26 protein-coding genes are annotated in these 25827 nt (G+C 56.4%); 22 read left to right on the forward strand and 4 right to left on the reverse strand.

From position 1 onward, the window contains the following. Positions 1-74 precede the first annotated feature (74 nt). Entirely contained in the window at positions 75-590 is a 516-nt protein-coding gene (locus COMA2_RS17555; protein ID WP_090901467.1) for a winged helix-turn-helix domain-containing protein, read from the forward strand. Positions 591-811: 221 nt separating this feature from the next. Here the strand turns inward: COMA2_RS17555 and lpxC are convergent, their stop codons facing one another. Continuing rightward, positions 812-1741 carry a UDP-3-O-acyl-N-acetylglucosamine deacetylase gene (lpxC, locus tag COMA2_RS17560; RefSeq protein WP_175304698.1) on the reverse strand — a complete coding sequence of 310 codons (930 nt, stop codon included), beginning with the start codon at positions 1739-1741 and terminating at the stop codon, positions 812-814. A 756-nt stretch (positions 1742-2497) separates the two neighbouring features. Here lpxC and COMA2_RS17565 point away from each other — a divergent pair. The 8 genes from COMA2_RS17565 (at position 2498) to COMA2_RS17600 (ending at position 12993) form a co-directional block, all read left to right on the forward strand. Continuing rightward, positions 2498-4408 carry an ATP-binding protein gene (locus COMA2_RS17565; protein ID WP_175304699.1) on the forward strand — a complete coding sequence of 637 codons (1911 nt, stop codon included), beginning with the start codon at positions 2498-2500 and terminating at the stop codon, positions 4406-4408. After that, complete coding sequence (locus COMA2_RS17570; protein ID WP_090901475.1) at positions 4405-5274, forward strand: response regulator transcription factor; 870 nt, start codon at positions 4405-4407, stop codon at positions 5272-5274. The genes COMA2_RS17565 and COMA2_RS17570 overlap by 4 nt, the downstream gene beginning before the upstream one ends. A gap of 45 nt (positions 5275-5319) precedes the next feature. Further along, the gene (locus COMA2_RS17575) at positions 5320-7206 is read left to right on the forward strand and encodes a response regulator (RefSeq protein ID WP_090901478.1); all 1887 of its coding nucleotides are present in this window, start codon (positions 5320-5322) and stop codon (positions 7204-7206) included. Between the two features lie 36 nt (positions 7207-7242). Beyond that, complete coding sequence (locus COMA2_RS17580; protein ID WP_090901481.1) at positions 7243-8508, forward strand: ATP-binding protein; 1266 nt, start codon at positions 7243-7245, stop codon at positions 8506-8508. 308 nt (positions 8509-8816) lie between these two features. After that, complete coding sequence (locus COMA2_RS17585) at positions 8817-9497, forward strand: succinate dehydrogenase cytochrome b subunit (protein ID WP_090901484.1); 681 nt, start codon at positions 8817-8819, stop codon at positions 9495-9497. Beyond that, complete coding sequence (locus tag COMA2_RS17590) at positions 9494-11407, forward strand: fumarate reductase/succinate dehydrogenase flavoprotein subunit (protein WP_090901487.1); 1914 nt, start codon at positions 9494-9496, stop codon at positions 11405-11407. The genes COMA2_RS17585 and COMA2_RS17590 overlap by 4 nt, the downstream gene beginning before the upstream one ends. 65 nt (positions 11408-11472) lie before the next feature. After that, the gene (locus COMA2_RS17595; protein WP_090901490.1) at positions 11473-12261 is read left to right on the forward strand and encodes a succinate dehydrogenase/fumarate reductase iron-sulfur subunit; all 789 of its coding nucleotides are present in this window, start codon (positions 11473-11475) and stop codon (positions 12259-12261) included. Between the two features lie 207 nt (positions 12262-12468). Then, complete coding sequence (locus COMA2_RS17600) at positions 12469-12993, forward strand: PilZ domain-containing protein (protein ID WP_090901493.1); 525 nt, start codon at positions 12469-12471, stop codon at positions 12991-12993. A 15-nt stretch (positions 12994-13008) separates the two neighbouring features. Here COMA2_RS17600 and COMA2_RS17605 read toward each other — a convergent pair whose 3' ends face one another. After that, on the reverse strand, positions 13009-13311 hold the full coding sequence (locus COMA2_RS17605; protein WP_090901496.1) for a hypothetical protein: 303 nt from the start codon (positions 13309-13311) through the stop codon (positions 13009-13011). Positions 13312-13412: 101 nt separating this feature from the next. On the opposite strand from COMA2_RS17605, the gene COMA2_RS17610 reads away from it, so the two are divergent. The 13 genes from COMA2_RS17610 (at position 13413) to COMA2_RS17670 (ending at position 24840) form a co-directional block, all read left to right on the forward strand. Beyond that, positions 13413-14015 (forward strand): LemA family protein, encoded by a 603-nt coding sequence (locus COMA2_RS17610; protein ID WP_090901500.1) that lies wholly within the window; start codon positions 13413-13415, stop codon positions 14013-14015. A gap of 40 nt (positions 14016-14055) precedes the next feature. Beyond that, entirely contained in the window at positions 14056-14934 is an 879-nt protein-coding gene (locus COMA2_RS17615) for a TPM domain-containing protein (protein ID WP_090901503.1), read from the forward strand. After that, positions 14921-15583, forward strand: coding sequence for a TPM domain-containing protein (locus COMA2_RS17620; RefSeq protein WP_090901506.1), 663 nt, complete (start codon positions 14921-14923; stop codon positions 15581-15583). The genes COMA2_RS17615 and COMA2_RS17620 overlap by 14 nt, the downstream gene beginning before the upstream one ends. A 117-nt stretch (positions 15584-15700) precedes the next feature. After that, on the forward strand, positions 15701-16195 hold the full coding sequence (locus tag COMA2_RS17625) for a bactofilin family protein (RefSeq protein ID WP_090901511.1): 495 nt from the start codon (positions 15701-15703) through the stop codon (positions 16193-16195). A 256-nt stretch (positions 16196-16451) separates the two neighbouring features. Further along, positions 16452-18068, forward strand: a complete 1617-nt coding sequence (gene murJ / locus COMA2_RS17630; RefSeq protein WP_090901514.1) for a murein biosynthesis integral membrane protein MurJ — start codon at positions 16452-16454, stop codon at positions 18066-18068. 192 nt (positions 18069-18260) lie between these two features. Continuing rightward, a complete protein-coding gene (locus COMA2_RS17635; RefSeq protein WP_175304700.1) occupies positions 18261-18782 on the forward strand; it encodes a methylated-DNA--[protein]-cysteine S-methyltransferase in 522 nt (173 codons plus the stop codon). 97 nt (positions 18783-18879) lie between these two features. Then, positions 18880-19329, forward strand: coding sequence for a D-aminoacyl-tRNA deacylase (dtd, locus tag COMA2_RS17640; protein ID WP_090901520.1), 450 nt, complete (start codon positions 18880-18882; stop codon positions 19327-19329). A 344-nt stretch (positions 19330-19673) separates the two neighbouring features. After that, positions 19674-20240: a hypothetical protein gene (locus tag COMA2_RS17645; RefSeq protein WP_090901522.1), complete on the forward strand. Its 567-nt coding sequence runs from the start codon at positions 19674-19676 to the stop codon at positions 20238-20240. 23 nt (positions 20241-20263) lie between these two features. Next, the gene (locus COMA2_RS17650; protein ID WP_090901525.1) at positions 20264-21121 is read left to right on the forward strand and encodes an isoaspartyl peptidase/L-asparaginase family protein; all 858 of its coding nucleotides are present in this window, start codon (positions 20264-20266) and stop codon (positions 21119-21121) included. 12 nt (positions 21122-21133) lie between these two features. Further along, on the forward strand, positions 21134-22120 hold the full coding sequence (locus COMA2_RS17655) for a helix-turn-helix transcriptional regulator (protein ID WP_090901527.1): 987 nt from the start codon (positions 21134-21136) through the stop codon (positions 22118-22120). A 422-nt stretch (positions 22121-22542) separates the two neighbouring features. Next, positions 22543-23475, forward strand: a complete 933-nt coding sequence (locus tag COMA2_RS17660) for an AAA family ATPase (protein ID WP_090901530.1) — start codon at positions 22543-22545, stop codon at positions 23473-23475. A gap of 241 nt (positions 23476-23716) precedes the next feature. Next, positions 23717-24322, forward strand: coding sequence for a hypothetical protein (locus COMA2_RS17665; RefSeq protein WP_090901533.1), 606 nt, complete (start codon positions 23717-23719; stop codon positions 24320-24322). A gap of 71 nt (positions 24323-24393) precedes the next feature. Continuing rightward, positions 24394-24840 carry a VOC family protein gene (locus COMA2_RS17670; RefSeq protein ID WP_090901536.1) on the forward strand — a complete coding sequence of 149 codons (447 nt, stop codon included), beginning with the start codon at positions 24394-24396 and terminating at the stop codon, positions 24838-24840. 222 nt (positions 24841-25062) lie between these two features. Here COMA2_RS17670 and COMA2_RS21435 read toward each other — a convergent pair whose 3' ends face one another. Next, positions 25063-25359 (reverse strand): ORF6N domain-containing protein, encoded by a 297-nt coding sequence (locus tag COMA2_RS21435; protein WP_217490812.1) that lies wholly within the window; start codon positions 25357-25359, stop codon positions 25063-25065. Positions 25360-25558: 199 nt separating this feature from the next. After that, positions 25559-25804: a transglycosylase domain-containing protein gene (locus COMA2_RS21440; RefSeq protein WP_407919023.1), complete on the reverse strand. Its 246-nt coding sequence runs from the start codon at positions 25802-25804 to the stop codon at positions 25559-25561. Positions 25805-25827: the final 23 nt, after the last annotated feature.

Genomic DNA, 25827 nt, shown 5'->3' on the forward strand with positions numbered 1-25827 from the left:
ATTATTTGAATCAAGAAACTTGACAGAGATTAGAAGCAATGCTATAAAGCAAGCATGCTTTACGAGAGGTGCTTGTGGAGGAATTAAGAGACATTCTCGTTGGGCTGGATCAACGGATCAACGCCTACAAAAGTCGGTTCCAGGACTTGGAGAAGAAGCGTCGTCGTTTGGATGAAGAAATTGCGACGATTAAAAAATACCTCGAACTTGCTGAAACTCTCTACCGCGTCGAGGCCGACAAGGCCAAGCTTGCCAGTCTCTCCAACCAAATCATTCCCGCAGACGACTCCAAGGGCATTCGGCCTCAACAGGTCATGGACGTGACCGATCAATCGCGAGAAATTTTGCTTGGCCGAAGTAAGTATGTTGGGAAAAGCGTGCCGCAGGCGGCCTATGAGATCCTCCGGGAGTCAAACCGTTCCATGCATGCGAAGGAATTGGTGCAGCGCCTCATCGAAGGTGGTTTGCAGATCAAAGGGAAAACACCACTGACATCTATTGCCACCTCGCTCAAGCGTGATAAACGATTTAGGAAGGTCGGTCCAAACACGTTCGAGGCGTTGGACGATATGTTGATTCAAGCCGTGTAGGGATCAATCAACGGGCCTAACATGACACTGAGAAAGGGGGTGAGACTCTTGGCGACAAAGAAAGCAGCGAAGAAGAAGAAGAAGTAATCCCCGCTATGTAGTATGATGCGCCGGGGGTAAGGCCACTTACTCCCGGCGTACCATGCTGTGATGTGCTGAGATGAAGGACGTGTCCTACCTGAAGATCGGCAATCCGCCGGATATCAAATCCTTGTAAGCTGCTACGAAGCCTGAAGGGCGACGGCAGGCTGAAGGTGAAGTGTGTGTGCGGTCGATCGCTTTCCCTCTCCTGCGGGCTCTGCGTTGAGAAGCATCCACTTTTCTGGATGAGTCAAGATCTGCTGGACCAACCGAGTGTGGAGTGCATGCCCAGACCTATCGGCGACGATGTGGCCGATGAAGGGCATCCCCAGGAGGGAAAAGTCACCGATCAGATCGAGAATCTTATGGCGGACAAACTCATCGCCGAATCGAAGGCCGGATTCATTAACGACCCCGTCATCCGAGAGCACAATGGTGTTATCTAAGGTTCCGCCCTTGCCGAGCCCGCGAGCCCACAATGCTTGAACTTCATACAGAAAGCCGAACGTCCTGGCCTCGGCGATCTCACTCTCGAATGAGCTTGCAGAGCAATCATACGCATAGGTCTGCGTTTTGATCAGGGGATGCTCATAGTGAATGGAGTAGGTGATCCGTGGAGTGGAAGAAGGCTCGATCCGAACACGCTTGGAGCCCTCGTTCACTTCGATCGGCGCCATAATCTTAAGAAACGGTTGTTTCCGATTCTGAGGCACAATACCGACAGATTGAATCAATCGGACAAAGGGGGCGGCGCTTCCGTCCATGACGGGAACTTCACTTGCCGATACATCAATGAACACATTATCGATATGAAGACCAGACAACGCCGAGAGCAGATGTTCAATGGTCTGAACGTGGAACCCATTGCCGCTGATGGCCGTGCACAATTCGGTGGGGACTCGATGTTGAATGGAGGCAGAAAGATATGCATCAACGTCCGTCTTGCGATTGACAAAAACCACGCCGGTGTCAGGGGGAGCAGGCCGCAGCGTAATAGACGCCGACTGGCCGGAGTGGAGACCTACACCAGAACAGGTTACTGCCGATGCCAAAGTTTGTTGATTGCGCACAAGTCCTCCCTCATAGAGACAAATGCTTAAACACAGCCGTCCACTTTTAGGCTAAGCAATTCATGTGCCCACACATGATATTCACAAGCTATTGTTATTGCTTTGAAATATATATGAATCGCTGAAATGTAACTGTATCTAAAAAGGCACAACTGTGTATTTCCATGGATGAGCCAGAAGAGAATGAAGATCCTGTTAGTTCCATTGCATAAGAAATAAGAGACCGTCGCCCCGAGCGCGATCCACATCATTCAGAAAAGATCGAAGCGGTCGGTTCAGTTCCCTACTGTCACGGATGTTGTAATCATAGATGTTGTGATCATATACGTAGTTGGGCTGTTAGCAAAGAAGCGCCTAGAATCTGGCGGCATCACTCGGAGACGGGACGCCACCATGCGAAGGATTTTAGGAACCAAGCCGGTGACTGTGCTGTTGGTCTTGTCTCACCTCACCTCATAAGCCTTCCCGCATAACAGATCCCTATTAAGAGTCATGGGTAAGGCCGATGGACAAAGTCATGGGAGAGCCACTGGCTAATCAGTATGACTGCTGTACAGGAGAACGGCATGTCAAAAAAAGTAAAAATACTGGGGACATCCAAGACCAGGGAGTATTCTCACAAGAAATGGGTCACCACTGCGGCTGGTTGCTGTGCTATCTGCAATGAGCTGTGCGCCATCAACCGGCTTGGGTGTTGAACGCTTCAATACAAAGAATCAAGCGGAAAGAGATGCACACGAGGTACGGGAGCACGTTATGCGAGCGACACCCTTAGTCTGGATCAGCGTTGGCCTGGTTGGTTTGACGCTCAGCGTCATGCTGGCTGGAGATTCTCTTGTCAATTTAGTGCCTAACCACGATCGTCAGATTTTTGAGTATCGCCGCACCATAGCAGAGTCGCTCGCCATCCAATACTCAGTCTTGGCTGAACGGGACCAGGTCGAAATCATAAAATTCGGGATGGAAACGCTTGCCGGCCGGAATCGCGATATTCTGTCGCTGGCGTTGCTGCAAAGGGACGGTGAGGTTGTCGCCAAGGTCGGCGAGCATGCGCAGGTCTGGGTGCAGCCGCCAGGCGGCGAATCGACGCTGCAGTTTCTGCAAGTTCCGATCTTCGCAGGAAACCAGCAGTGGGGTGTGCTTCAGATCGCATTCCGCCAAACAGGGGCGACAGGGCTAGACTGGTTTCTGACTGATCCTTGGGTGCGGTTCCTTGCGTTCGTCAGCGTGACGGCGTTCTTCGGCTACCTCTTTTTCATGAAGCGCACGCTCCGTCAGCTCGATCCATCCGGCGTTGTCCCCACACGTGTGAAGGCGGCGCTCGATGCCCTGTCGCAAGGCGTCGTGATGATCGACGCACAAGACCTGATCGTCCTCACCAACGATTCATTCAGCCGCGCCGTCAATAAGCCGGTGACATCGCTGATCGGGACCGATCTTGGGGCGCTTGGTTGGACGTCGGCGACTCCGTCGGATTCGCTTATGGTGCATCCGTGGACCAAGGCCGTTATGGATCGGCAGCCCCTCGACCATATTCCCCTCCTCTTGAATCTCCCGGATAGTGAACAGCGGAGATTTATCGTCAATACCGTTCCGATTATAGATGATGGGTCAACTGTCAGAGGGGCGCTCGTCTCATTTCACGATGTCACCGAGCTTGACCGCGCGAATTCTCAGCTGAAGGAGGCGAACAGTGAGCTGGAGGCATCGCGCATCCAAATTCTTGAAAAAAACTTGGAACTTGAGGTCACGAATACGAATTTGCACGTCGAGATGGATCAACGAAAAAAAGCCGAAGCCGAAAAGGAAAAGTTGTATCAGCAGCTCATGAATGCCTCGCGCCAAGCCGGCATGGCGGATGTGGCGTCCAGTGTGCTGCATAATGTCGGCAACGTTCTCAATAGTATCAATGTTTCGACCGATACCCTGCTGAAGACGCTCAAGAAGCCGATGGTCGGAGATGTCTGTCGGATAGCATCGCTCTTTCATGAACATCAGAATAACTTACAGGAATTTTTGACGGCGGATCCGAAGGGAAAGCAGATCCCTTCGTATCTAGGGTTGGTGGCCGAGTCGCTGAGTGGAAGTCACCAGGCGATCCAAGGGGAGCTCGACTCGCTTGTAAAAAAAGTGGACCACATCAAACAAGCGATCATGTCACAGCAGGATATCGCGCGCGCGGGCAACATCCGTGAGCCCGTGTCGGTTGAGGACCTCATGGAACAGGCGGTCCTGATGGCGCTTCCCGAGCCGGAGAAGTACCAGATCCGCCTCGTGCGAGAATATCACGCTGTCTCTACCATTATGACGGATCGGCACCAAGTCTTGCAGGTATTAGTCAATCTGATCACCAATGCTAAGAACGCCATGGTGGAGCACTCGGGGGGCACCCGCTGTCTCACGTTGCGTATCGGAGTGTCTTCGGCTAAGACCTTCGCTCAATTCGAGGTCATCGATACCGGCGGCGGAATCAAACAGGAACATCTCCCTCGGCTGTTTGCACAAGGCTTTACGACGAGAAAGGCCGGTCATGGGCTTGGGCTTCATAGCGCGGCCATCGCCGCCAAAAATCTTGGCGGAACATTGCGCGCGCAGAGTGCGGGCGAGGGGTGTGGCGCCACGTTCACGCTGGAGCTCCCGTTGATCGTGGTGGAAGCTGCCGCATGAACAGCAATCAGACGATCGACAATCGGCGTATTCTCATCATCGACGACAATGCCAACATCCATGAGGACTTTCGCAAGATCTTGGCGCCGCCACAAGAGGCAGACACGCTCAGTCAAGCTCGAGCGGCCTTGTTTGGAGAGGTGCCCACCCTCCCGCCACAAGTGCGGTATGAGTTGGAGTTTGCGAGCCAGGGGCGTGAAGGCTTCGGTCTCATCCAGTCCGCTCATCGGAGAGGCAATCCCTATGCGGTCGCATTTGTAGACATGCGAATGCCGCCGGGGTGGGGTGGGCTCGAGACCATCGAGCATATTTGGTACACCGACCCGGATGTCCAAATCGTGATTTGCTCCGCCTATTCCGACCATCCATGGGACGATGTGAGTCGTCGTATCGGGAACACGGACAAGCTGCTCATCTTGATGAAACCGTTCAACAGTATCGAGGTGGTCCAACTGGCCAACTCGCTGACGAAGAAATGGCACCTGGCACGCGCTGTCATAATGCAAATTGACAGCCTCGCGTTCAGCGTAAGCCGGCGGACCGCCGAGTTGCGGGAGGCGAACGAGCGCCTGCAAGCAAACATCGTCGATCGGGCTGCGGATCTCGCCTCAGCCCATCCGCACAACGGGATTGAGGCAACCTTCCGTCAGAAGGAAGAATTCCTAGCGATTATGAGCCATGAAATTCTGACCCCGATGAACGAGCTTGTCAGGAAGGTGCATCTCTTGCTGGATAGTCCTCTGAGTCCCGCTCAGCGCGAGCATGCGACGACACTCCAACGGTGCGCGGAGGATCTGCTTTCCCTCATCAATGATATGCATGTGTTCATGGCGGGTGGAAGACGAAACTCAGACCTGAGGCCGTGAGGGCTGATGCTCCCGCTCTCGGCCTGCAGAAGGACAGGAAGGATCATGGTCGACAACAATACAAATCTCCGAATCTTGGTGGTCGACGACAATCGGGCGATCCATGAGGATTTTCGAAGAATCCTTGAAGCCCCGACCGAGGAAGAGAGTCTCACTCGCGCGCGGGCAACGTTGTTCGGAGAGACGCCGCTTGTGAAAGCGCTGGACCGGTTCGAGTTGAATTACGCGGATCAAGGACAAGCGGCGTTGGCGTTGGTGCAGATGGCGCGTCTGGAAGGGCGGCCGTATGCGGTGGCGTTTATCGATATGCGGATGCCGCCGGGATGGGACGGCTTGGAAACGATCGAACGGCTCTGGGAGGCGGACGGACGGCTGCAAGTGGTCATTTGCACGGCCTATTCAGACCATTCATGGGCGGAGATCGCGGCACGACTAGAAATAGGCGACCGGTTGCTCATCCTTCGAAAACCATTCGATCCCATTGAGGTGCAACAGATTGCCGCATCATTGACCAGAAAATGGGCGTTGGGGCGAGACGTTCGATTGCAGATTGAAGACCTCGTGGCACAGGTCAATGCACGCAATCGAGAACTTCAGACGACGAATCAGCATCTCGAACAACAGGTTGCCACACGGACTGCCGAGCTTCAACAGCGCAATGATGAACTACGGAACATGGTCGAGGCTCTCAAGGAGGCAAAGGTGGCGGCGGACAAGGCCAATCAGGCCAAGTCACAGTTCTTAGCGCGTATGAGCCATGAAATACGGACGCCCATGAACGCGATGCTCGGCATGAATGAGCTACTTCTCTCGACCTTGTTGAACGACCGGCAGCGTCATTTCGTCCAAACCATCCATAATAACGGCGAGCAGTTGCTGCAGATCATCAACGACATACTCGACTTGTCTAAGATCGAAGAGAACAAGATGGACCTCCACATCACGGAGTTTGACCTATTTGCGACCGTGCAGGATGTTGCCGGTCTCTTCCGTGAACCCTCGCGGCAAAAGAGGCTCAGTTTAGAATGTCAGGTCGACCCCGAGTTGCCCGCGCTGTGGCGAGGAGACGGCGGGCGTTTTCGGCAGATTCTGATGAACCTCGTGAGCAATGCCGTGAAGTTTACCGAACGAGGGGGCATCCTGATTCATATCGAGCGTCTCGAGGATCGCCAGGAGAAGACCTTATTCAAAATAACGGTGTGCGATACCGGAATCGGTGTTCCTCTGGAGGCGCAGCGGAAAATTTTCGATCCGTTCGCCCAGGCGGATGGATCGATGACGAGGCGATACGGAGGGACGGGTTTAGGACTTGCGATTGTTCAACGACTCGTCTCCTTGATGGGGGGAGACGTCGGTCTCACCAGTTTTCCAGGAAACGGTTCCACATTTTGGTTTACGGTCTGTCTCGAGAAGGTGAGCGCGAGTGACAGAGCCGGTCGAGAGGACAAGCAGGCGGATTGCCACTCGATGCCTGACCTCTTGATCGCGAGAAGCCACGAGAAGACCCCGGGCATCCATTCCTCCAAGCCACGGTCGCGCGCGCGAATCCTTTTAGCTGAAGATAATCCGACGAACCAAGAGGTCTTTCTCCGCATGCTGGAGCTCTGCGGGGAATCAGTCGATATGGTGAGTACGGGCCGAGAGGTCATCCAGGCGCTGGAGCGGCGCCCATACGACCTGATCTTCATGGATTGTGAAATGCCGGAGATGGACGGATTGACCGCGACGACGGAAATTCGCCGACGGGGATTCACGGGCACGGACGGGAAGCCCGTCACGATTCTCGCCCTGTCCGGGTACGCAGTGAGCACTGTTGAAACGGCGTGCATTGCGGGCGGGATGGATGGTTTTCTGCCGAAGCCGGTGGGGCTCAAAGAGATGCAGAAGGCCGTCCGCCGGTGGTTGCCTGCCGTTGGCTCCCGCGCCGCCTAAGCGACAGGCCGGTAGAGGGACGTGAGAACAAGCGATATGAATACGGATCTTAGCAAGAGCAGTGGCAACCTTCGAGTCTTGGTCATTGACGACAATCATTCGATCCACGAGGACTTTCGCAAAATCCTTCAACCGGAAACGGAGACTCAGGCTCTGGATGAAGCACGTGCGTCGTTATTCGGCGGCGAATCTTTTCAGAAGGCGCTTGCGCGGTTCGATCTGGATTATGCCGATCAGGGGCAAACTGCCGTGGCCCTCGTGCAAATGGCGCAGCGAGAGGGGCGGCCGTATGCGGTGGCGTTCGTGGACATGCGGATGCCGCCGGGATGGGATGGTCTTGAGACCATCGAGCGTATGTGGGAGGTCGACTCGGAGATTCAGACCGTGATCTGCACGGCCTACACCGACCATTCATGGGACGACATCATCCGCCGATTGGGCTACGACGATCGTCTCTTGATCCTGCAAAAACCGTTTTCCTCCATCGAAGTCTCGCAATTGGCAATCTCCCTGACCACCAAATGGAGCCTGGCGCGCCAGGCGCGCCAACGGTTGGAAGCCGCCGAGGCAGCCAATGTCGCGAAGTCCCAATTTCTAGCCAACATGAGCCATGAGATCCGCACGCCGATGAACGGCATTATCGGTATGGGCGAACTCTTGTTGCAGACGCCTCTGAACGACAAGCAACGTCGGTACGCGGAGACTTTGCAAAAGTCCGGGATGGCCCTGCTGAAAATCGTCGATGATATCCTTGATATCTCCAAGATCGAGGCCGGCAAGTTGCAGCTCGAATGTATCCCGTTCGATCTGTGTCAGCTTGTGAAGGATGTCTTGGATCTATTTTCCGGTCCGGCTAACAGCAAGGGGCTGAACCTGACGGCCGAACTCGACGATAATCTTCTCCCGGAATATGAAGGTGATCCGGTGCGCATTCGGCAGATCTTGACCAACCTGCTTGGCAATGCCGTCAAATTTACGGTCCAAGGGGAAATCACTCTTCACGTGACGGTGGCTGAGAGTACAATCGGAACGACGACCCTGTGTCTGAAAGTGCGGGACACAGGCATCGGCGTCGAGCCGGCCGCCCAAGCCAACCTCTTTACACCGTTTACACAGGCCGACGGCAGTGCCACGCGCAAGCATGGCGGGATAGGACTTGGGCTGGCCATCGTCAAGCAACTGGCATGTCTGATGGGGGGCGTGGTGGGTGTCGACAGTGCTCCTGGGCGAGGATCAACGTTTTGGTGCACGGTTCAGCTCAAGCGGGCATCGCCTCAACCGGGTCGTGTCATGGCAGCGTAGAGTCTGGTCTCGTTCAACAAAGAAGGGCGGGCTCATCCGTGCCGACTGATCCTCCCAATCGGCGGGTTCTTGTCGTAGACGATCATCGTCGATTCATCACGACTTCAACAATATTCTTCAACGTGATCTCGAATCGGAGGCCTTGGGGCAGGCGCGTTCGGACTGTCGACGGCTCGATCGCGTCCTCGTTGCGTCCGACAAATGAGCGAGCGCGACCCGGCTCACGGCGCTGTTCCGTTGCGCAACAGGACTGGTCTCCGACGTCTCCGTGAGTCTTCGTGAATCCAAGCGGTGTATAATGATCGCGGATGGCACGCCCGTCTAACCATTTCCAGTCATCGGTCGGCAGCAAAGTCGTCATGGCCTTGAGCGGGCTAGGGCTTGTGCTCTACGTTGTATTTCACATGTTGGGAAATCTTCAGGTATTCGAAGGACCCCATGCGCTGAATGGCTATGCGGCGTTTATCCGCGATATGCCGATCGTCCTCTGGACAGCCCGGATCGGGTTGCTGAGCCTTGCGGCTCTCCACATCGCCCTGGCGATCCAGTCGACCTTGCGCAATCGTCGAGCCCGCCCGGTCGCCTATGCGGTCCGCGAGTATCGTCAAGCTTCTTTGGCGTCCCGCACCATGGCCGTCTCCGGCCTTGTGCTCTTGCTCTTCCTCATATTTCACCTCCTGCATCTGACAGCCGGGGTTCTCGATCCCTCTTCCGCCGATCGGCTCGATGTCGAAGGACATCGTGATGTCTATGGGAAGATCGTCCAGGCCTTTCAGAATCCGTTCATCGTGGCGTTCTATGTGGTGGGTCAGCTGGGGCTGGGCTTCCATCTCAGCCATGCCGTCTCCAGCAGCATGCAGACTCTTGGTCTGGAACATGCGGCCCTCAACAGATTGTTCAAGGTGGCCGGCCCGGCGGTCGCGCTGTTCGTGGTTGTCGGCAACGTCGCCATCATCCTGGCGGTCTTTTTGGGAGTCGTGCGCCTATGACGATGCTGGATCCAAAAGTTCCTGCGGGTCCGCTGGAAACCAAATGGGACCGACATCGATTCGGTGAAAAACTGGTGAGTCCGAATAACAAGCGGAACATCACGGTCATCGTTGTCGGCACCGGCCTTGCGGGAGCCAGCGCGGCTTCGACCTTGGGGCAGCTCGGCTACCAGGTGGAGTGCTTTTGTTTTCAGGACAGCCCGCGGCGTGCGCACAGTATCGCGGCGCAAGGCGGAATCAATGCGGCAAAAAACTATCAGGATGACGGGGACAGTGTGGCCCGGCTGTTTTACGACACGATCAAGGGTGGAGACTTTCGTTCGCGAGAGGCGAATGTCTATCGGCTCGCCCAGGTCAGTGCGCAAATTATCGATCAATGTGTGGCGCTCGGCATTCCGTTCGCCAGGGAATACGGCGGGCAGTTGGCGAACCGATCATTCGGAGGCGTCCAAGTCTCGCGCACGTTCTACTGTCGGGGACAGACCGGACAGCAACTGCTCTTGGGCGCCTATTCGGCGCTCTGCTGGCAAATTGAGCGTGGACAGGTCACGATGCGCCCACGGACCGAGATGCTCGATCTGATCGTGGTCGACGGCCGGGCTCGAGGAATCGTGGCGCGTGATCTCGTCACGGGGCGGGTGAGTGTCCATACGGGCCATGCCGTGGTTCTGGCGACCGGCGGCTACAGCAATGTGTACTACCTGTCGACCAATGCGAGCGGCAGCAACGTGACGGCCACGTATCGGGCGTGGAAACAGGGCGCCGCATTCGCGAATCCGTGCTTTATGCAGATTCATCCCACGGCGATCCCGCCGGGGGACGAACACCAGGCCAAGTTGACCCTGATGTCCGAATCGCTCCGCAACGACGGGCGGTTGTGGGTGCCGAAGATGGCCGCGGATCACCGGCCACCCGGCGACATACCCGCCGAAGAACGCGACTATTTTCTGGAACGCCGGTACCCACGTTTCGGCAATCTTGCGCCGCGCGACATCGCCTCCCGCGCCGTGAAGACGGTGTGCGACGAAGGCCATGGCGTCGGCCCGGGAGGGCAGGGCGTCTACCTGGATTTTGCCGATGTGATTGAACGGCAGGGACTGGATGTGGTCCACGAGCGCTATGGCAACCTCTTCGACATGTATAACCGGATCACAGGGGAAGATGCCTACCACGTTCCCATGCGGATTTATCCGGCGCCGCACTATACGATGGGGGGCCTGTGGGTTGATTACAATCTTATGAGCACCATTCCGGGACTGTTCGTGGTCGGGGAAGCCAATTTTGCGGATCATGGCGCCAACCGGCTCGGCGCCAGCTCCTTGATGCAAGGGCTCGCCGACGGCTATTTTATTCTGCCCTATACGATCGGTCATTATTTGGCGACGGCGAAGCTCTCCCCGATCGGGGAAGATCACAGGGAATCACGCGCGGCGCTTCAGCGCGTGACGGGCAGGATCAGCCGCCTGCTGAACGCGAAAGGCCGTCGAACCGCGGCCTCATTTCATCGCGCGGTCGGCAAATTCTTATGGGATCACTGCGGCATGTCCCGCAACCAGGCAGGGCTTGAACTGGCGCTGCGGTCGATCCCGGCCCTACGGGAAGAATTTTGGCGGAACGTCGTGGTTCCCGGATCGGGAGAAGCCTTCAATCAGGAGCTGGAATACGCGGGAAGAGTGGCGGACTATCTCGAGTTCGCCGAACTGCTCTGTCACGATGCGTTACATAGGGAAGAGTCGTGCGGGGCGCATTTCCGCGAAGAGCATCAGACGGCCGAGGGTGAACCAATGCGCGATGACACTCGTTTCGCGCATGTCGCCGCATGGGAGTACCGAGAGAGTGCAGTGCCTATCTTGCACAAGGAGCCCCTCGCCTTCGAGTTCGTGCAACCGACCACGAGAAGCTATCAATAAGACGTGAATCGTGAAGCCCGCTTCGCTGCGAGGCGAGAGCGCCAAAGAGGACATCCGACGAGGCCATGAATTTCACGTTGAGAATCTGGCGGCAGAAGAGCCCGGACGAGAAAGGCCGGTTCGTGACGTATGAAGCTCACGACGTCGGCTCCGGCATGTCGTTCTTGGAAATGCTCGATAGCGTGAATCAGGGATTGATCACCAAGGGCGAAGAGCCGGTGGCGTTTGAGCAGGATTGCCGGGAAGGCATCTGCGGAAGTTGCTCCCTGGTGATCAACGGCACTCCACACGGTCCGGATCGGGGCATTTCAACCTGTCAGTTGTACATGCGGCGGTTTACCGACGGAGCCGTCATCACGGTGGAGCCGTGGCGCGCGCGCGCGTTTCCCATCATTAAAGATTTGGTGGTGGATCGACGCGCGCTTGACCGGATCATGCAGGCAGGTGGGTATATTTCCGTCAATACCGGCGGGGCGGTGGATGGGAACGTGTTATTGATCGGGAAAGACCAGGCCGAAACCGCGATGGATGCCGCGTCCTGTATTGGTTGTGGCGCCTGCGTCGCGGCATGTAAGAATGCCTCGGCCATGCTGTTCGTGGCGGCCAAGGTGTCCCATTTGGCGATCTTGCCGCAAGGAAAGCCCGAGCGAACGCATCGGGTGCGCGCGATGCTGGAGGCCATGGATCGAGAAGGGTTTGGCTCGTGCGGCAATCAGTATGAGTGCGAAGCCGTCTGTCCCAAAAGCATCAGTGTGCGGTTCATTGCCAATCTCAATCGCGAATATGTCCGAGCCGGTTTCGTCGAATCCGGCCTTCCCGCCGAGCCGGAATCTCCCCATGCAGAGTCCGCCTAGTCGGTCCGCCGGCGGGCAGGGGCTCTCTTCGTTTCGATTCGCCGCTAAGCGCGATGTGAGCGTCACTTGCGGATCTCTCGACTAGCGTAGAAGGCTGTTGGAAGCCGATTTGCGCCGGATGGCAATCAGCTTGACTGTGGGGGAAAGGCCTTTATAGTGCGGTCATAGGCTGGTTGTGGAGTTGGATATGAGAGAGAGGCATGTCGCATGAGTCGCCGGGTGTCCTGCCCACGGTGTCACAAGGACGATGTATTGCAGGGGCGACCGCAGACCCCGCGCGAACTGGTTGCGGCGCTCATTTGGATCGCTCCATTCCAGTGCCAAGACTGTCGCCATCGTTTCCTCGCCCGTCGCGCGAGCACGACGGGATCCTCTCACCCGATTGAGCGCCGGGAACATCTCCGGATCCCTGTTCGGCTGTGCCTGTCGTTTTCCGGAGGGAAGGTGAGGGGCGAGGGCATGGTGCTGGACCTCTCCCTGGGTGGGTGCATCATCGAGAGCAAGACCCACGTTCGGATCGACGATATTTTTTATCTGGAGATTGCCCTCGCCGAGGATGAAGCGCCCGTCGAAGTCGCTGCCATGGTACGGTCCGTGAGTGTGCGCGGCATTGCCTTCAAGTTTCTCCGCAAAGCTCAAGAGAACAAACGTCTACAGACATTCATCCAATCACATTCGGGTTCCACGTCCACTGTTCTCTCCAAGGCCGTCGAGCCGATCGTCACCGGCTAGCCCCGATCTTCAGGCCTAGGTCGGCATCTCCCAGGCAGACGGCAACGGATTATCGCTGATCAGGCGATCATGTTCGGCGCGATCGTACGGCTCGATGGTCAAATCGTTTTGATCCATCGGTTCCGAGACTGCCGAGGAGAACGCATCGATCAACGTCTGGGCCTTGTCTTGCGTTGAAAATCGATAGAGCCCGTGTTCGGGCATGCCTGACGAGGGGTGCCAGAAGACAAGGTCGATCGCCCGACCTTGATAGACACCAAGAACGCGATGTCGTACTTGAAACCCGCCAGGTTCCTGAATCGATGGTTTCCGTGGCATGGGCCCTCTTGACCGACATATCTTAATGATTATGCCCATGGTAGCATGATCGCAAGATGAGGGGACACTGCATCCTGCTCTACTGGCGAAGGAGGGACGGTATGGGGCGTACTTGGTGGAAAAAGACGGTGATCACTCTGGCGATGATCAGTGGGTGTTTGGTCTCCGGTTGTGGGTACAACGACCTCCAAGGCCTGGATGAGGATACGAAGGCGGCATGGAGTGAAGTGATCAATCAATACCAGCGCCGGGCCGACCTCATTCCGAACCTCGTTGCGACGGTCAAAGGCTATGCGGCGCATGAAAAAGAGACCCTTGAGGGGGTTGTGAATGCCAGAGCCAAGGCGACCGGGATGCAAGTGACGCCCGAGGTTCTCAAAGATCCGGCCGCATTTGAAGCGTTTCAAAAAGCTCAAGCGGGACTGACATCGGCCTTAGGCCGACTGATCGCGATCGCCGAAAATTATCCGAACCTCAAGGCCGACCAAAATTTCAGAGACCTCCAAAGCCAGCTGGAAGGGACGGAAAACCGGATTGCCGTGGCGCGTAAGCGATACATTGATCGAGTCGCCGAATACAACAAGATGGTCCGATATTTCCCGACCAACCTGACGGCCAAGTTTCTCCTCCACCTCGAAGAACGGCCGAATTTTACCGTTGCCGATGAAAAGGCAGTGGCAAAGCCGCCTGAGGTGAAATTTTGAACCGAGGGTGAGACAGAGGAGCAGGTTGAGATTACTCAGCATGACTCGCCTCGCATTCTGCTGCTGCCTGGCAGCCGCCACGTTCTCCCTCGCAACCTCCGCTTCTGCGCTCGATGTTCCTCCATTGACCGGACGAGTCGTCGATCTCGCCCACATCTTGCCGAATTCCACGGTTGAGTCACTGACCACTCAACTGGCGGCGCATGAAGCGCAGTCGAGCAATCAAGTGGCCGTCCTGATCGTTCCCTCTCTCGAAGGTGAACCGCTCGAGGAATTCTCGCATCGTGTCGCGACGACTTGGAAACTCGGGCAGCAAGGCACCGACAACGGCGCCTTGCTGTTGGTGGCGATCCAGGAACGCAAGGTCCGTATCGAAGTCGGGTACGGGTTGGAGGGTGTCCTCACGGACGCTCGATCGGCACAAATCATCAGGAATGAGATCGTGCCTCGGTTTCGCGCCGCCGATATGCCGGGCGGAGTCGCGGCGGGAATCACCGCCATTCTAAAGACAATCGAGGGGACCTATCAGGCGTCCGAGAAGACAGTCCCTCGACAGAAGAGCGATGTCATCGAACAGGTCGTCGTGGCCGTCGTGGTTGGATTGCTCGTGGGGCTCGTGTTCATGAACATCCATCGATTCGTCGGTCCGGTTGTGGGCGCAGGGCTCTCGACGCTGCTGGCGCCCTGGCTTGTGCCGGCGCTCGTCGCGAGTGGGATAACCCTGCTGCTGCTCTGGGTCATCGGTCTGTCCGGGACGGGAAACAGGACCGGACACCGGGGGATGGATGATTGGCTTTGGTACAGCAGTCGCGGCGGTGGGTGGAGTGGAGGCTCTCTTGGTGGTGGAGGCTTCGGCGGGGGCGGCTTTAGTGGAGGCGGCGGCAGTTTCGGGGGAGGAGGTGCCAGTGGAAACTGGTGAGGGGCTTCGACTGACAGCCGAAGAGCGGGAGCGGATCAGGCTGGCGGTCCATGAGGCCGAACTACATACGAATGCGGAAATCGTCCCGATGGTCGTCAGCCGTTCCGGACTCTACCGCGACGCGCAACATTGGTCTGGGCTGATCCTTGCCTTGTCCACCCTCACGCTGCTGTTGAGCACGGAACTATTCTGGCTTCCCTGGGGCTGGCATGCTTCCAATGCAGCCTGGCTGGTACTGGTGACAGTCCTGGCCTATGGGGCAGGAATATGGCTCGGCACTCTTGTCCCGATCATTCGCCTGCTCACACTGACCGAGCGGATGCGACATAAAGTGAGGCTCAGGGCTGAGCGGGCCTTCGCGCAACATGCCGTCTCTCAGACTCGCGAGCGAACCGGTGTGCTGATCATAGTGTCTCTCTTGGAGCACCAGATCCATGTGTTGGCAGATCGACCTTTGTTTCAGCGAGTGCCGAGTGAGCAATGGTCGAGGGTTGTCGAGGCAGCGGTCGACCGATTGAAGACAGGAGATGTCGTCGGTGGCTTATGCCAGAGTATCCAGACGTGCGGTGTTCTTCTCGCTGAGGTCTGCCCTGGTCGTCCAGGAGACAACCCTGATGAATTATCGAACGAAGTGGTTCAAGAACCATGAAAACTCGCTCCCTTCCCTTCAGCACTCAATAAAACCCTGAAGTCAACCGATAGATAAGAGACTTGGCGAGACCGTCTCAGCTCAGGTGGACTATTCGGATAAGGAGGGAGCCCGATCATGTGGAAACAGGAGGAGGCAGGAGAGGGAGAAGTGGAACGAGAACGGTGGGTGGAGGACAAGCGCAGCCCGCCACAGGGTGGGCCGGTACTGCCGGATGAGGTGGCCTTCATCGGCAAGGATGTTGAGTTCAAGGGGATCCTGACCTATTCCGGCACGGTACGGATTGATGGCGCCCTGGACGGCGAACTTCACACCGACGGCGGCTTGCTCGTTGGGCCTGAGGCAGTGCTCAAGGCCAAGGTCTCGGCCGGGACCGTCGTGTGCCAAGGAACCATCCATGGCGATATTCACGCGAAGGACCAGATTGTGCTCCGTGCTCCGGCCGTGGTGCAAGGGAGTTTGATCACACCGGTCCTTTCGATGGAAGAGGGAGTGGTGTTCAATGGAACCTTGGAGATGAAGCCGCAGGCCAAGGCTGTGAGGTCGCGGGACGTGGACGCAAACGTCGTAACCATCACGAGTCGGCCGCCTGTTCAACGACTCGCGGCGTGATCAGGCACCGAGACCTCTGGCGACGGGTCTGACAGGCGCCAGAGGCCGGTTGCTTGCGAGCGATCAACCGGCTTTTTTGACTTCTTCCCTCAGTCTTTCGGCTACCCACATTGAGAACGGCTGCCGGCACAGAAGATGAAAGGCAGCTCGCGCAGCTTGGCGGCCGCATAGTGCTCGCCGTCTGAGCCGATTGAGGATTGCAATGAAATCGCCGCATCGATAGACGCCCCGCGAGCGTTCCGCTAGAATCCCGTCCATGTCAGAGCCTACCGTTTCGACCGGCGCTCCCACCAAACCTCAGGACGAGAATCAATCGGTCGTCAAAGCGGCTGGGATGATCGGGGTTGCGACCTTCTCAAGCCGAATTCTTGGTTTCATCCGTGACATGGTCCTCGCCAAGCTCTTCGGCGCCACGCCGGCGGCCGACGCCTTCTTCGTCGCCTATCGTATTCCGAATCTGCTCCGTGAGCTCTTTGCCGAGGGGTCGATGTCCGCCGCGTTCATTCCTGTCTTCACCGAATATCACACGCTCAAGTCCAAACAGGATGCGTGGGAGTTGGCCAGCGCCGTATTCACGACGCTCCTGACCATTGTGATCGGCATTACCATGCTCGGGACTTTGGGGGCGGCGGGTATTGTCTGGCTCTTGGCTCCTGGGTTCCATGATGATCCGGCCAGGCTCGAAATGACGACGTTGCTCACGCGCATCATGTTCCCCTATCTCATTTTTATCAGCCTCGCCGCGCTGGCCATGGGGATTCTCAATTCCCTGCGGGCCTTCGCGGCTCCGGCGTTTTCTCCGGTCTTTTTCAATCTGTTCATCATCGGATGCTCGCTCTTTCTTGCGCCGACCATGCGGGAACCCATCCTCGGTGTCGCCATCGGTGTCGTCGCCGGCGGCGCGGCGCAGTTTGCCATGCAATTGCCGGGGCTCAAGCTGCGCGGCATGTTGTTCGGATTCACGTTCAATCCCGGCCATCCCGGTGTGCGAAAGATCGGTCGGCTGATGATTCCGTCGTTGCTCGGGCTGTCGGTGACACAGATCAACATCACGGTAAGCACGATTCTGGGGTCGTTTTTTGCCGGTGGTCCGACCTATCTGTTTTATGGCATGCGGCTCATCCAATTTCCGCTCGGCATTTTCGGCGTCGCCCTGGCCACGGCCATCCTCCCCACCTTATCGGCGCAAGCGGCACGGGGCGCGCTGGACGAATTACGCACGACGCTCGGTTTCGGTCTGCGCATGATCCTCTTTATCATTCTGCCGGCGATGGCGGGTTTGATTCTGTTGCGGACGCCGATCGTGCATCTTTTTTTCGAGCACGGCACGTTCACGGCACACGATACCGCTGAAACCGCCTTTGCTGTGCTGTGTTATTCCCTCGGTTTGTGGGCATTCGGGGGAGTGCGCATTATCGTCTCGGCGTTCTATTCATTGAAAGACACCACCACGCCGGCGGTTTCCGCCGCGATTGCGGTGGTGGCGAACATCCTGTTTTCGTTGGCGCTGATGTCGCGCCTTGGAGCGGCAGGGCTGGCGCTTGCGACGGCGCTGGCCGCGATGGTCAATGGCGGAATTCTCGTGGTGGTGTTGAATCGGAGGCTGGGCGGTATCGAGTGGAAATCAGTGATCCGCTCAGCCGGACGAGTGCTGGTGGCCTGTGTGCCCATCGTGGTGGCCTGTTGGTGGGTGGCTGAGGCGCGGATCTGGAATCATCCCGCGGAGTGGGTGGCGAAATCCGCCTTGCTTTTCGCCGCCATTGGATTGAGTGTCGGCGGGTATCTCGGTGTCCACGCATTGTTGCGATCCGAGGAACTCGGAGTGGTGTGGGGAATGGCGCGCAAGAAATTGGGTCGGGTGGCAGGCCGTTGATAAAGGCCGCCAGCATCATTCCCCGCCTTGCCGAAGCGGCTCTGCGAGACAGGTCGCATCGTTCAGAGGCTCAACGTACCAAAGCGTACGCCGCGCCACTTCACTCGCTGCGGCCTTGCTGGACAGCCTTTCTGAACAGCCTGCTAGACAATTTTTATGGTGTCAGAGTATCCGGATGACAAGGAGTGGTCTATGCATCGCGCGATGATCTTTCATTCGCCCTGGGGTTGGATGGGAATCGCTGAATCGTCGAAGGGGATCCAAGCCATCGTATTGCCGAAACGGTCGAAACGGGCCGTGGAGTCTGACTTGAGGGCACAGTCAGACGGGCCATTGCAGCAAGCAAAATCCGTAGGATTGGAAGCAGCCCGTCGCCAACTGCTCGATTATTTTTCCGGGAAGCGGAATACCTTCGATGTGCCGCTTGATCTGTCGCAGGGAACATCGTTCCAGCGGCAGGTCTGGCGGACGTTGCAGCGAGTCCCCTACGGCAAACTCCGTTCATATCAATGGATCGCCGCGCGTGTCGGCGGACCACAGTATGCCCGCGCGGTCGGCAACGCCGTCGGCGCGAATCCGTTGCCGATCGTGATTCCTTGTCACCGGATTGTCGCCCACGATGCCTCGCTCGGCGGGTTTTCCGGCGGGTTGTCCATGAAGCGCAAATTGCTCTCTCTTGAGGACACGCTGCGTTGTTTAAAAGCAGGTCATTAGTCATCGGTCCATGGTCAAGGATGAAGATACCTATGGTTTCGTCTGCGGCCGATGAAGAATCACGAATGACCGTTGACGATTGACTATAACGCTCATCATGAAAGCGGTAATCCAGCGGGTCACCAGTGCCTCGGTTGAAGTTGAGGGCAACGTCGTGGGCCGGATTCAACATGGCTTGATGGTCTTGTTGGGGGTCGCGAAAGGCGACGACGCGTCCGATGTGAAGTATCTGGTCGACAAAATCCGGACACTCCGCATCTTCGCCGATGAGCAGGGGAAGATGAATCGATCGCTCACGGAGGTCGGAGGCGGAGTGTTGCTCGTCTCCCAATTCACGCTGCTGGGCCGGACGATCAACGGCCGCCGCCCGAGCTTTGATGGCGCTGGATTCCCTGATGACGCCAAGCGCCTCTACGAGCAGGTCGCGGCTGAGCTGCGGGCATGCGGGACGTCGGTTGAAACCGGTGTGTTTGCCGCGCATATGCAGGTGGCCTTGGTGAACGACGGGCCGGTGACATTTGTGGTGGACAGCAGGGAGGAGCGCTAGCAGGGTGTTGAAACAGTCCGCCAGCGGCGTTCTCGCATCGCTCAGAGGCTCAACGTACGGCCTGGGCAAGCGCCTGTTCATACAGGTGATGGGTGGGCGGGTGAAAGCTATCTATGATTCGCCTCTTCACTCGCTGCGGCCTTGTTCGGTGAAATGCGCGTCTTGGCGCGCTAGGGTGGGCAGTGAGAATGATGGTCTGTTTGAACACCTGGAATCGTAGTTTGCTAGTCCTGGCTCAAGATCCAGCGGTGAGTTCCGATAGAATCAACAAGAGTGGAAGCCGGTTTGTGGCCGAGATCTGATATACTGAGTCAGGCCTCATTCGGTCTTCGCAGGAGGTGGAGATGGGCACTCAAGTTCCTCCACGACATCCGCTCCGACAACTCTTCGGCGCCCTCACCGAGAAGAGCTTTACGGAACATCTCGGCTGGCCCGATGCCAAAGTCACGTCATACGTCTCCAACCTCCTGGTCGATTTTACCCATACGGATCAGCTCTATAAGATCAGAAATCAAGAGAACCGGCAGGTCGATTCGGTTGTGGACTTGCTCTTCGAGTCCGAGGTCATGCTCGAAGCCCAATCGCTGGACCGTGAACGGGATGTCCATCGTCACATCGGTGATTTCACCCTCTTCATGGCGGGATTGTTTCCCGAGTACCTTCGCCGCCTCAAGTCGGCCGGGCGCATCTATCACAAGGACTTCCTCGTGGATTATGTGAAGACCGGCAAGCGGTCGTACGGAATCGTGGCGCAGATCGGCCGCGATGATGCGGACACCAGCTTGCCCTTGTTTCAAAAACTGTCCGAGAACTTCGAACTCTGCGTGACAGGTCTGGGTTTTGTGCGGTCCGATCTCGATCGCATGCAGAATCCCGCCTATCGGAAGACCCGGGACTTGCTCTTGAATTGAAATCTGTCCGCCCCATCATCCTCGTGCACGGGGGGGCGGGCTCCCGCGCGATGACTTCACCACAAGCCGCCTGCCTGTGTGCCGCGCTGCAAGTCGGGTATCACTTACTGGATCGGGGCAGCTCCGCGCTCGTTGCCGTTGAACAGACCATCCGCGCGCTTGAGGGCAGCGGACTCTTTAATGCGGGAACAGGAGCGCATCTGCAACTCGACGGAGCGCGGCGGATGGATGCGTCCATCATGGAGGGAGAAAGTTTACGCGCCGGTGCGGTGGTCTCGATCGAAGGGGTCGTGCATCCGATCAGCGCCGCCAGACGCGTGATGGAAGACACGGATCATGTCTTGCTCGTCGGGCCGATGGCGACGAAGTTCGCCAGGCATTTCAAGATGGAGCGCCAATCGTTCACGGGCAAGCCTCGCCGGTTTTCCTATGAAACGGCTCTCCGAAAAATTGCACAAAACCGAGAAAAACATGGGACGGTTGGAGCCGTCGCACTCGATCGGGCCGGGACGGTTGCCGCCGGCGCCTCGACCGGTGGGATCGATCGCATGTTACCGGGACGAGTCGGGGATACGCCGATCATCGGCTGTGGGGTCTATGCCGACAATGAGACCGGCGCCGTATCGATGACAGGATTGGGCGAGGGCATCATGCGCTTGGCACTCGCCAAAGAGATCTGTGATCGAGTAGGTCAAGGAAAAACCCCAGCCACTGCCGCACGACTTGTGCTGCAGAAACTGGTCGCTCGTATTCATGGAGCTGCGGGATGCCTGGTCCTCACTTCTCAAGGACGATTCACCATTCGTCATTCCACCTCCCACATGATGGCCGGGTACTGGGCTGGACGCGGAAACCCGGTGGTCAACGACACCTTCCGATAGCTGAGGACTCCTGTGCCTCCTCGTAAAGGGCGGAAACCTAAACGCTATAGTCAGGTCGCGCGTATCACGGTCATGCTTCGCCGCCTTCGTGGAGGGGCAATGGTCGGCGAACTGGCCGAAGAGCTACAAGTCACGAAGCGCCAGATCCATAGAGATCTGCAACAGATTGAGGACTCAGGTTATCCATTAGAGCAGGAAGAGGGAAGATGGCGGCTGCCTCTCGGCTTCAAGGGGTTGGAGGTAGTGGTATCACCGTACGAGCTGATGTCGCTTTATCTTGCTCAGAGGCATTTAGCGTATTTGAAAGGAACGCCGTTTGTTGACGATCTGGAGTCCGTCATCAGGAAAGTCGAGTCAGGTCTGCCCGATAAAGTCAGAAATCATCTTGAGCGCATCGTGACAACGTTCGCGCCGCTTCAACGGCCGGTCCGGGCCTATGCCGCTCAAAGGCAAGTCATCGAGTCCATCCGCAAGGCATTGCTTCGCCAGCTTACGGTTGTTGTGCACGGCTATCGGAAACCGGGAGAACGCGCACAAGATTATAAAGTGGATCCTTACGGGCTGATTCTGTACCAGTACGGTCTGTACCTCAGCGGGTATTCCCATCAAGCGGGAGCGACGAGGACATTCGCGCTGGAGCGAATCAAGACCGTCACGGTCACGGAAGACATGTTCAAGCTGCCCCAGTCTGATCCTCTTGCGGACCGCCTCGACCGTGCATTCGGGCTGATCGACGAGCCACCACAGGAAGTGAAGATCTGGATTGCGCCTGAGTGGGCCTATTTCGTCAAAGAACGAAGCTGGCATCCGACACAGAAGCTTCAGTCCCAGAAGGACGGCTCCGTCATTCTGACCATGCTGTGCGGCGGTCTCGATGAATTGACCGCCTGGGTTTTGTCTTTCGGGCCTGGGGCGAAGGTACTGGGTCCGCAGGCGCTGATCGATCAGGTTTCCGGTCAGTTGGCCGCCGCCGTCCAATCATATCGATCCTCCCGCTAATCTCTCTCCAACGCCCAACGACTTATTCTGTCGCACCTCCGTGCTAGGGTTTCCTTGCACATCAAGAAGGAGGGAGACATGAGTGAGTCCCTGTTTCTCCAGAGACAAAGTAGCCGGTTTCTCGCCGCGCATCCGCGCGAGGCAGGTTGGCTGGTTCATGAATTTGGTAGCGACTCGGCTGAGGAGCTGTCGCTGAACTACCTATTGGATTGCCTCCGAGAGTGGCATCCGACGGCGATCACATGCCGCACCGCCCTCCCGCTCGTTGGGGCGGGAGCGTTTCGGAATGTGATGCCCATCTGCGCTGCGTCCGAAGCAGGTGCCCTGAATGGTGCTTCAGAAGAAGCCAACGCCTATGGCTGGCGAGGGACCATTGAATTGATTTGGAACGGTCAAGAGATCCATTGTCGCACGTTCTCACTATGTTGGGTAAGGGCTGCTTTGGAATCTATTTCGTTGCGACCAAGTCCCTTGCTGCCTTTCGAGACCTGCTTCTCGTCCTGGATCGGTACGGCAAAGCCAGACTCAAGCAAAAGAAGAAGGAAATCTATGTCGTCAATGGCGACAATATTCCGGTGACCGCGAGTTCGTGGGATGATCTGGTGCTGCCGCCTCCCATGGCGCAGGACATTCGGGTCAATACGGATGGCTTTTTTGCCGGCCAGGAGCGGTACGCGGCCCTAGGCCTCCCCCACCGTCGAGGATTTCTGTTTGCAGGGCCGCCAGGTTGCGGGAAAACACTCACGCTCAAGACTCTGGCCTTTAACACGCCTGCGAAGTTCATTTCCGTGCTGGGGACAGCGGATGTGGACGACAGCATGCTCCGTAACGCCTTGGATCTAGCCGAGGGGTGTACGCCGGCGGTTGTCTTGCTGGAGGATCTCGACCGAATGGTGCAGGCCAAGGGGATTTCGCTATCCCACTTTTTGAACCTCTTGGATGGGCTCAAGGTCTTGAACGGCGTGCTGGTGATCGCAACCTGCAACGAGCCGGATAAGCTTGACCCAGCGCTGATCCATCGTCCAAGCCGGTTCGACCGGGTCTGGCGGTTTGAGTTGCCTAAGTATGAACAACGTCTTGAACTTCTCCGCAGAAAAGGAGGAACATTCTTCTCCGAATCGGCGCTTGAGACGACGGCTCGACGGTCTGAAGGATTCTCGATGGCCTATGTTCAAGAAATCGTGGTAAACGCCCTGCTCGAATGCGCACACGATAGTTGCGAACCTACAGACAACTCTTTGTTGAAGAGCGTGGAAGTGCTTCGTCTACAGCGCAAGGAAGCCTCGAAGTCTGGAGAATCGATGGAGGAGCGAGAGACGGTGGGGTTTTGCGGGTCGGACATTCATACGCTTTAGCCGAATAGATTTGAATGCTTGTCTGGAGATTTATGCATAGATAAAGCTAATCAAGGCATCTATACTACTTTTCATTTTATGTGTTCGATAAAAGCCTACTTGACCAAGTGGCATTGAGGGGCACTTGAATCAGCTAGATGGAAGCATCATCGAAAGAGTCAATCGATAATTCGTAAATGACTCCACAATCAGCGAGCGCCTTTTATGGTGGTTGCTTCATGGACACTCGTGTGAGAGGTGGGTGCAGTTTGAATGGGCTTATAGACTCCAAGCAATTCTTAGACATGATCTTTCGACAGAAGTTTATATTGGTTGCGAAAAGCAGTTTATCGACATTGTTATATACAATGGTCCTCCATTTGGTTCTTCCAAAGATAATCCCTCCACGAATGAGTGGCAGAAGTTTCCGGACATTAGAGCTGGAATCGAACTCAAATGGCTGGGGAGTTGGTCGTTTGATATGCGGTTCTCAATTAATCCTCTGATGGATGATCTTAGGAAAATTAATGATGAAAATAAGTACCCCTTCCCGGTGCTTTCTCTCGCCCTCATCCTCATCGCTCAACCAAGGGCGGATCCCGGTTCGTCTACTCAGTACGCGTGGATTACAGCGCAGGTTAACCAAAAGAAAGGTAAGGGGAGTAGCGAGAGAAAAGGATTTTATGATTATTCAGAGATGAGAGAGAAACTATTCCGCGCAATGCCAGATCAGAAGCTAGTTCACGGGCGTGATTACATCGAGATGGGACCATACCCTATAAAAGCAAAAGAATTTGAAAAGCTAGAGTTGCGGTCTTTAGGTTTCTATAACAACAGGGCAAAAGCTATAAACTCTACGACACGTTAGGTAGGTCACGAGAGCATTATATTCTTATGGAAGAGTACTCTTGACCATTCCATTCACATAAGTGAACAAGTATGGCGAATAGAATTTTCCATCTCGCCTTTCCGATTCACGACGTCGAAGCCACGCTACGGTTCTATGTGGATGGCCTCGGCTGTTCCGTTGGACGGAGATCGAAACACGCCGTCACACTTGGCTTGGCTGGCCATCAGCTTGTGGCGCATCTCGTGCCGGAACAACCTTCGAAGCAGAAAGGAATCTACCCCAGTCATTTCGGGCTGGTGTTTCTCTCGCTGGAGGAATGGCAGGCGTTGGCCGATCGAGCCAAGGCGAAAGGCCTTACTTTTTACCAGCAACCGCGCGTGCGCTTTCCCGGCACGCGCATCGAGCACCGCACGTTTTTCCTGGAGGACCCGTCCCACAACCTGCTTGAATTCAAACACTACACCTACGAATCAGCCATCTTCGGTGAGCAGGATTTTACTGAGGTAGGCGATACTGGCAGTGAACCGACGGACTAATAGGTTTCACCTAGGACTTTGTGAGCCATGCCCCATCTTTTCACTTAGCACCTTCGCGCTGAAACCCAATCCGCCGAACGGGAGTGTTTGGAGGTGTCATAAGCTCCCGGATGGCGTCGAAGACGACTTTGAATTGAGTGTCGTACTTCCTTGTTCGACGCGATCATGCTTCTCAGGCGAACAAAAGCTCGCATAACGGCAATGTTGACTTGTATTGCGCGCTTACTGCGAAGGACTCCAGAAAGCATCGCCACCTTGTTCAGTAAATGCTCTCGACAACTTCCTGGTTCCGCCCCAACTTGATGTTCCCAATTGGGACTTCAAGTTGCTGAACTCTGACCTTGTGAGCTGCATCATGAAATCCGCCGGGAACCGTTCGAGATTTCTGGAGACGGCCTTATTCAAGCCTCTTGTGGCCACGCCATATAAAGCGGCCAGATCTCGGTCTAGAATGACCTTATGGCCTCTGACCAGAAGGATCGTCCGCTCAATTCGTTCAATTGGTATGACGTTGCTCACCCCGTCCCTCCTCCTTTAAGGTTGCATCTTGCGACTCTAGATCCCACGGCAGATTCGGCAAGATTACAGATTGTGATTTCAAGTTTGAGATTCCAATTTGGCATTTCTCAAAGTCATGACATGACGTGACATATGGGGCGGCATCCTAGCCGAATCGAACTATGGCCGCAATGGATGGACTCTCTTTTGCCATGCCATACTAGTGCATCTCCTCATCGGCGATGGGCACGGGCGTTGCGGATTGCCGATCGATCCATTTTAGAATACGTTCGTGGCGGCGAGTGAGGAAGGTCGTTTTCCGAAGGGGATCGTATCTGCGTGGAGACGGCAAAATGGCCGCCAGCCAGGCAGCTTCGTCGATCGTCAGGTCCTCGGCCGACTTCCCGAAGTGATGACGGGCCGCAGCTTCGGCGCCATAGATGCCGTGCCCCCCATTCGGCGACATTGAGGTACAGCTCGAGAATGCGT

Origin of the sequence: Candidatus Nitrospira nitrificans, assembly GCF_001458775.1 — a bacterium.
GTDB classification, from domain to species: Bacteria; Nitrospirota; Nitrospiria; order Nitrospirales; family Nitrospiraceae; genus Nitrospira_D; species Nitrospira_D nitrificans.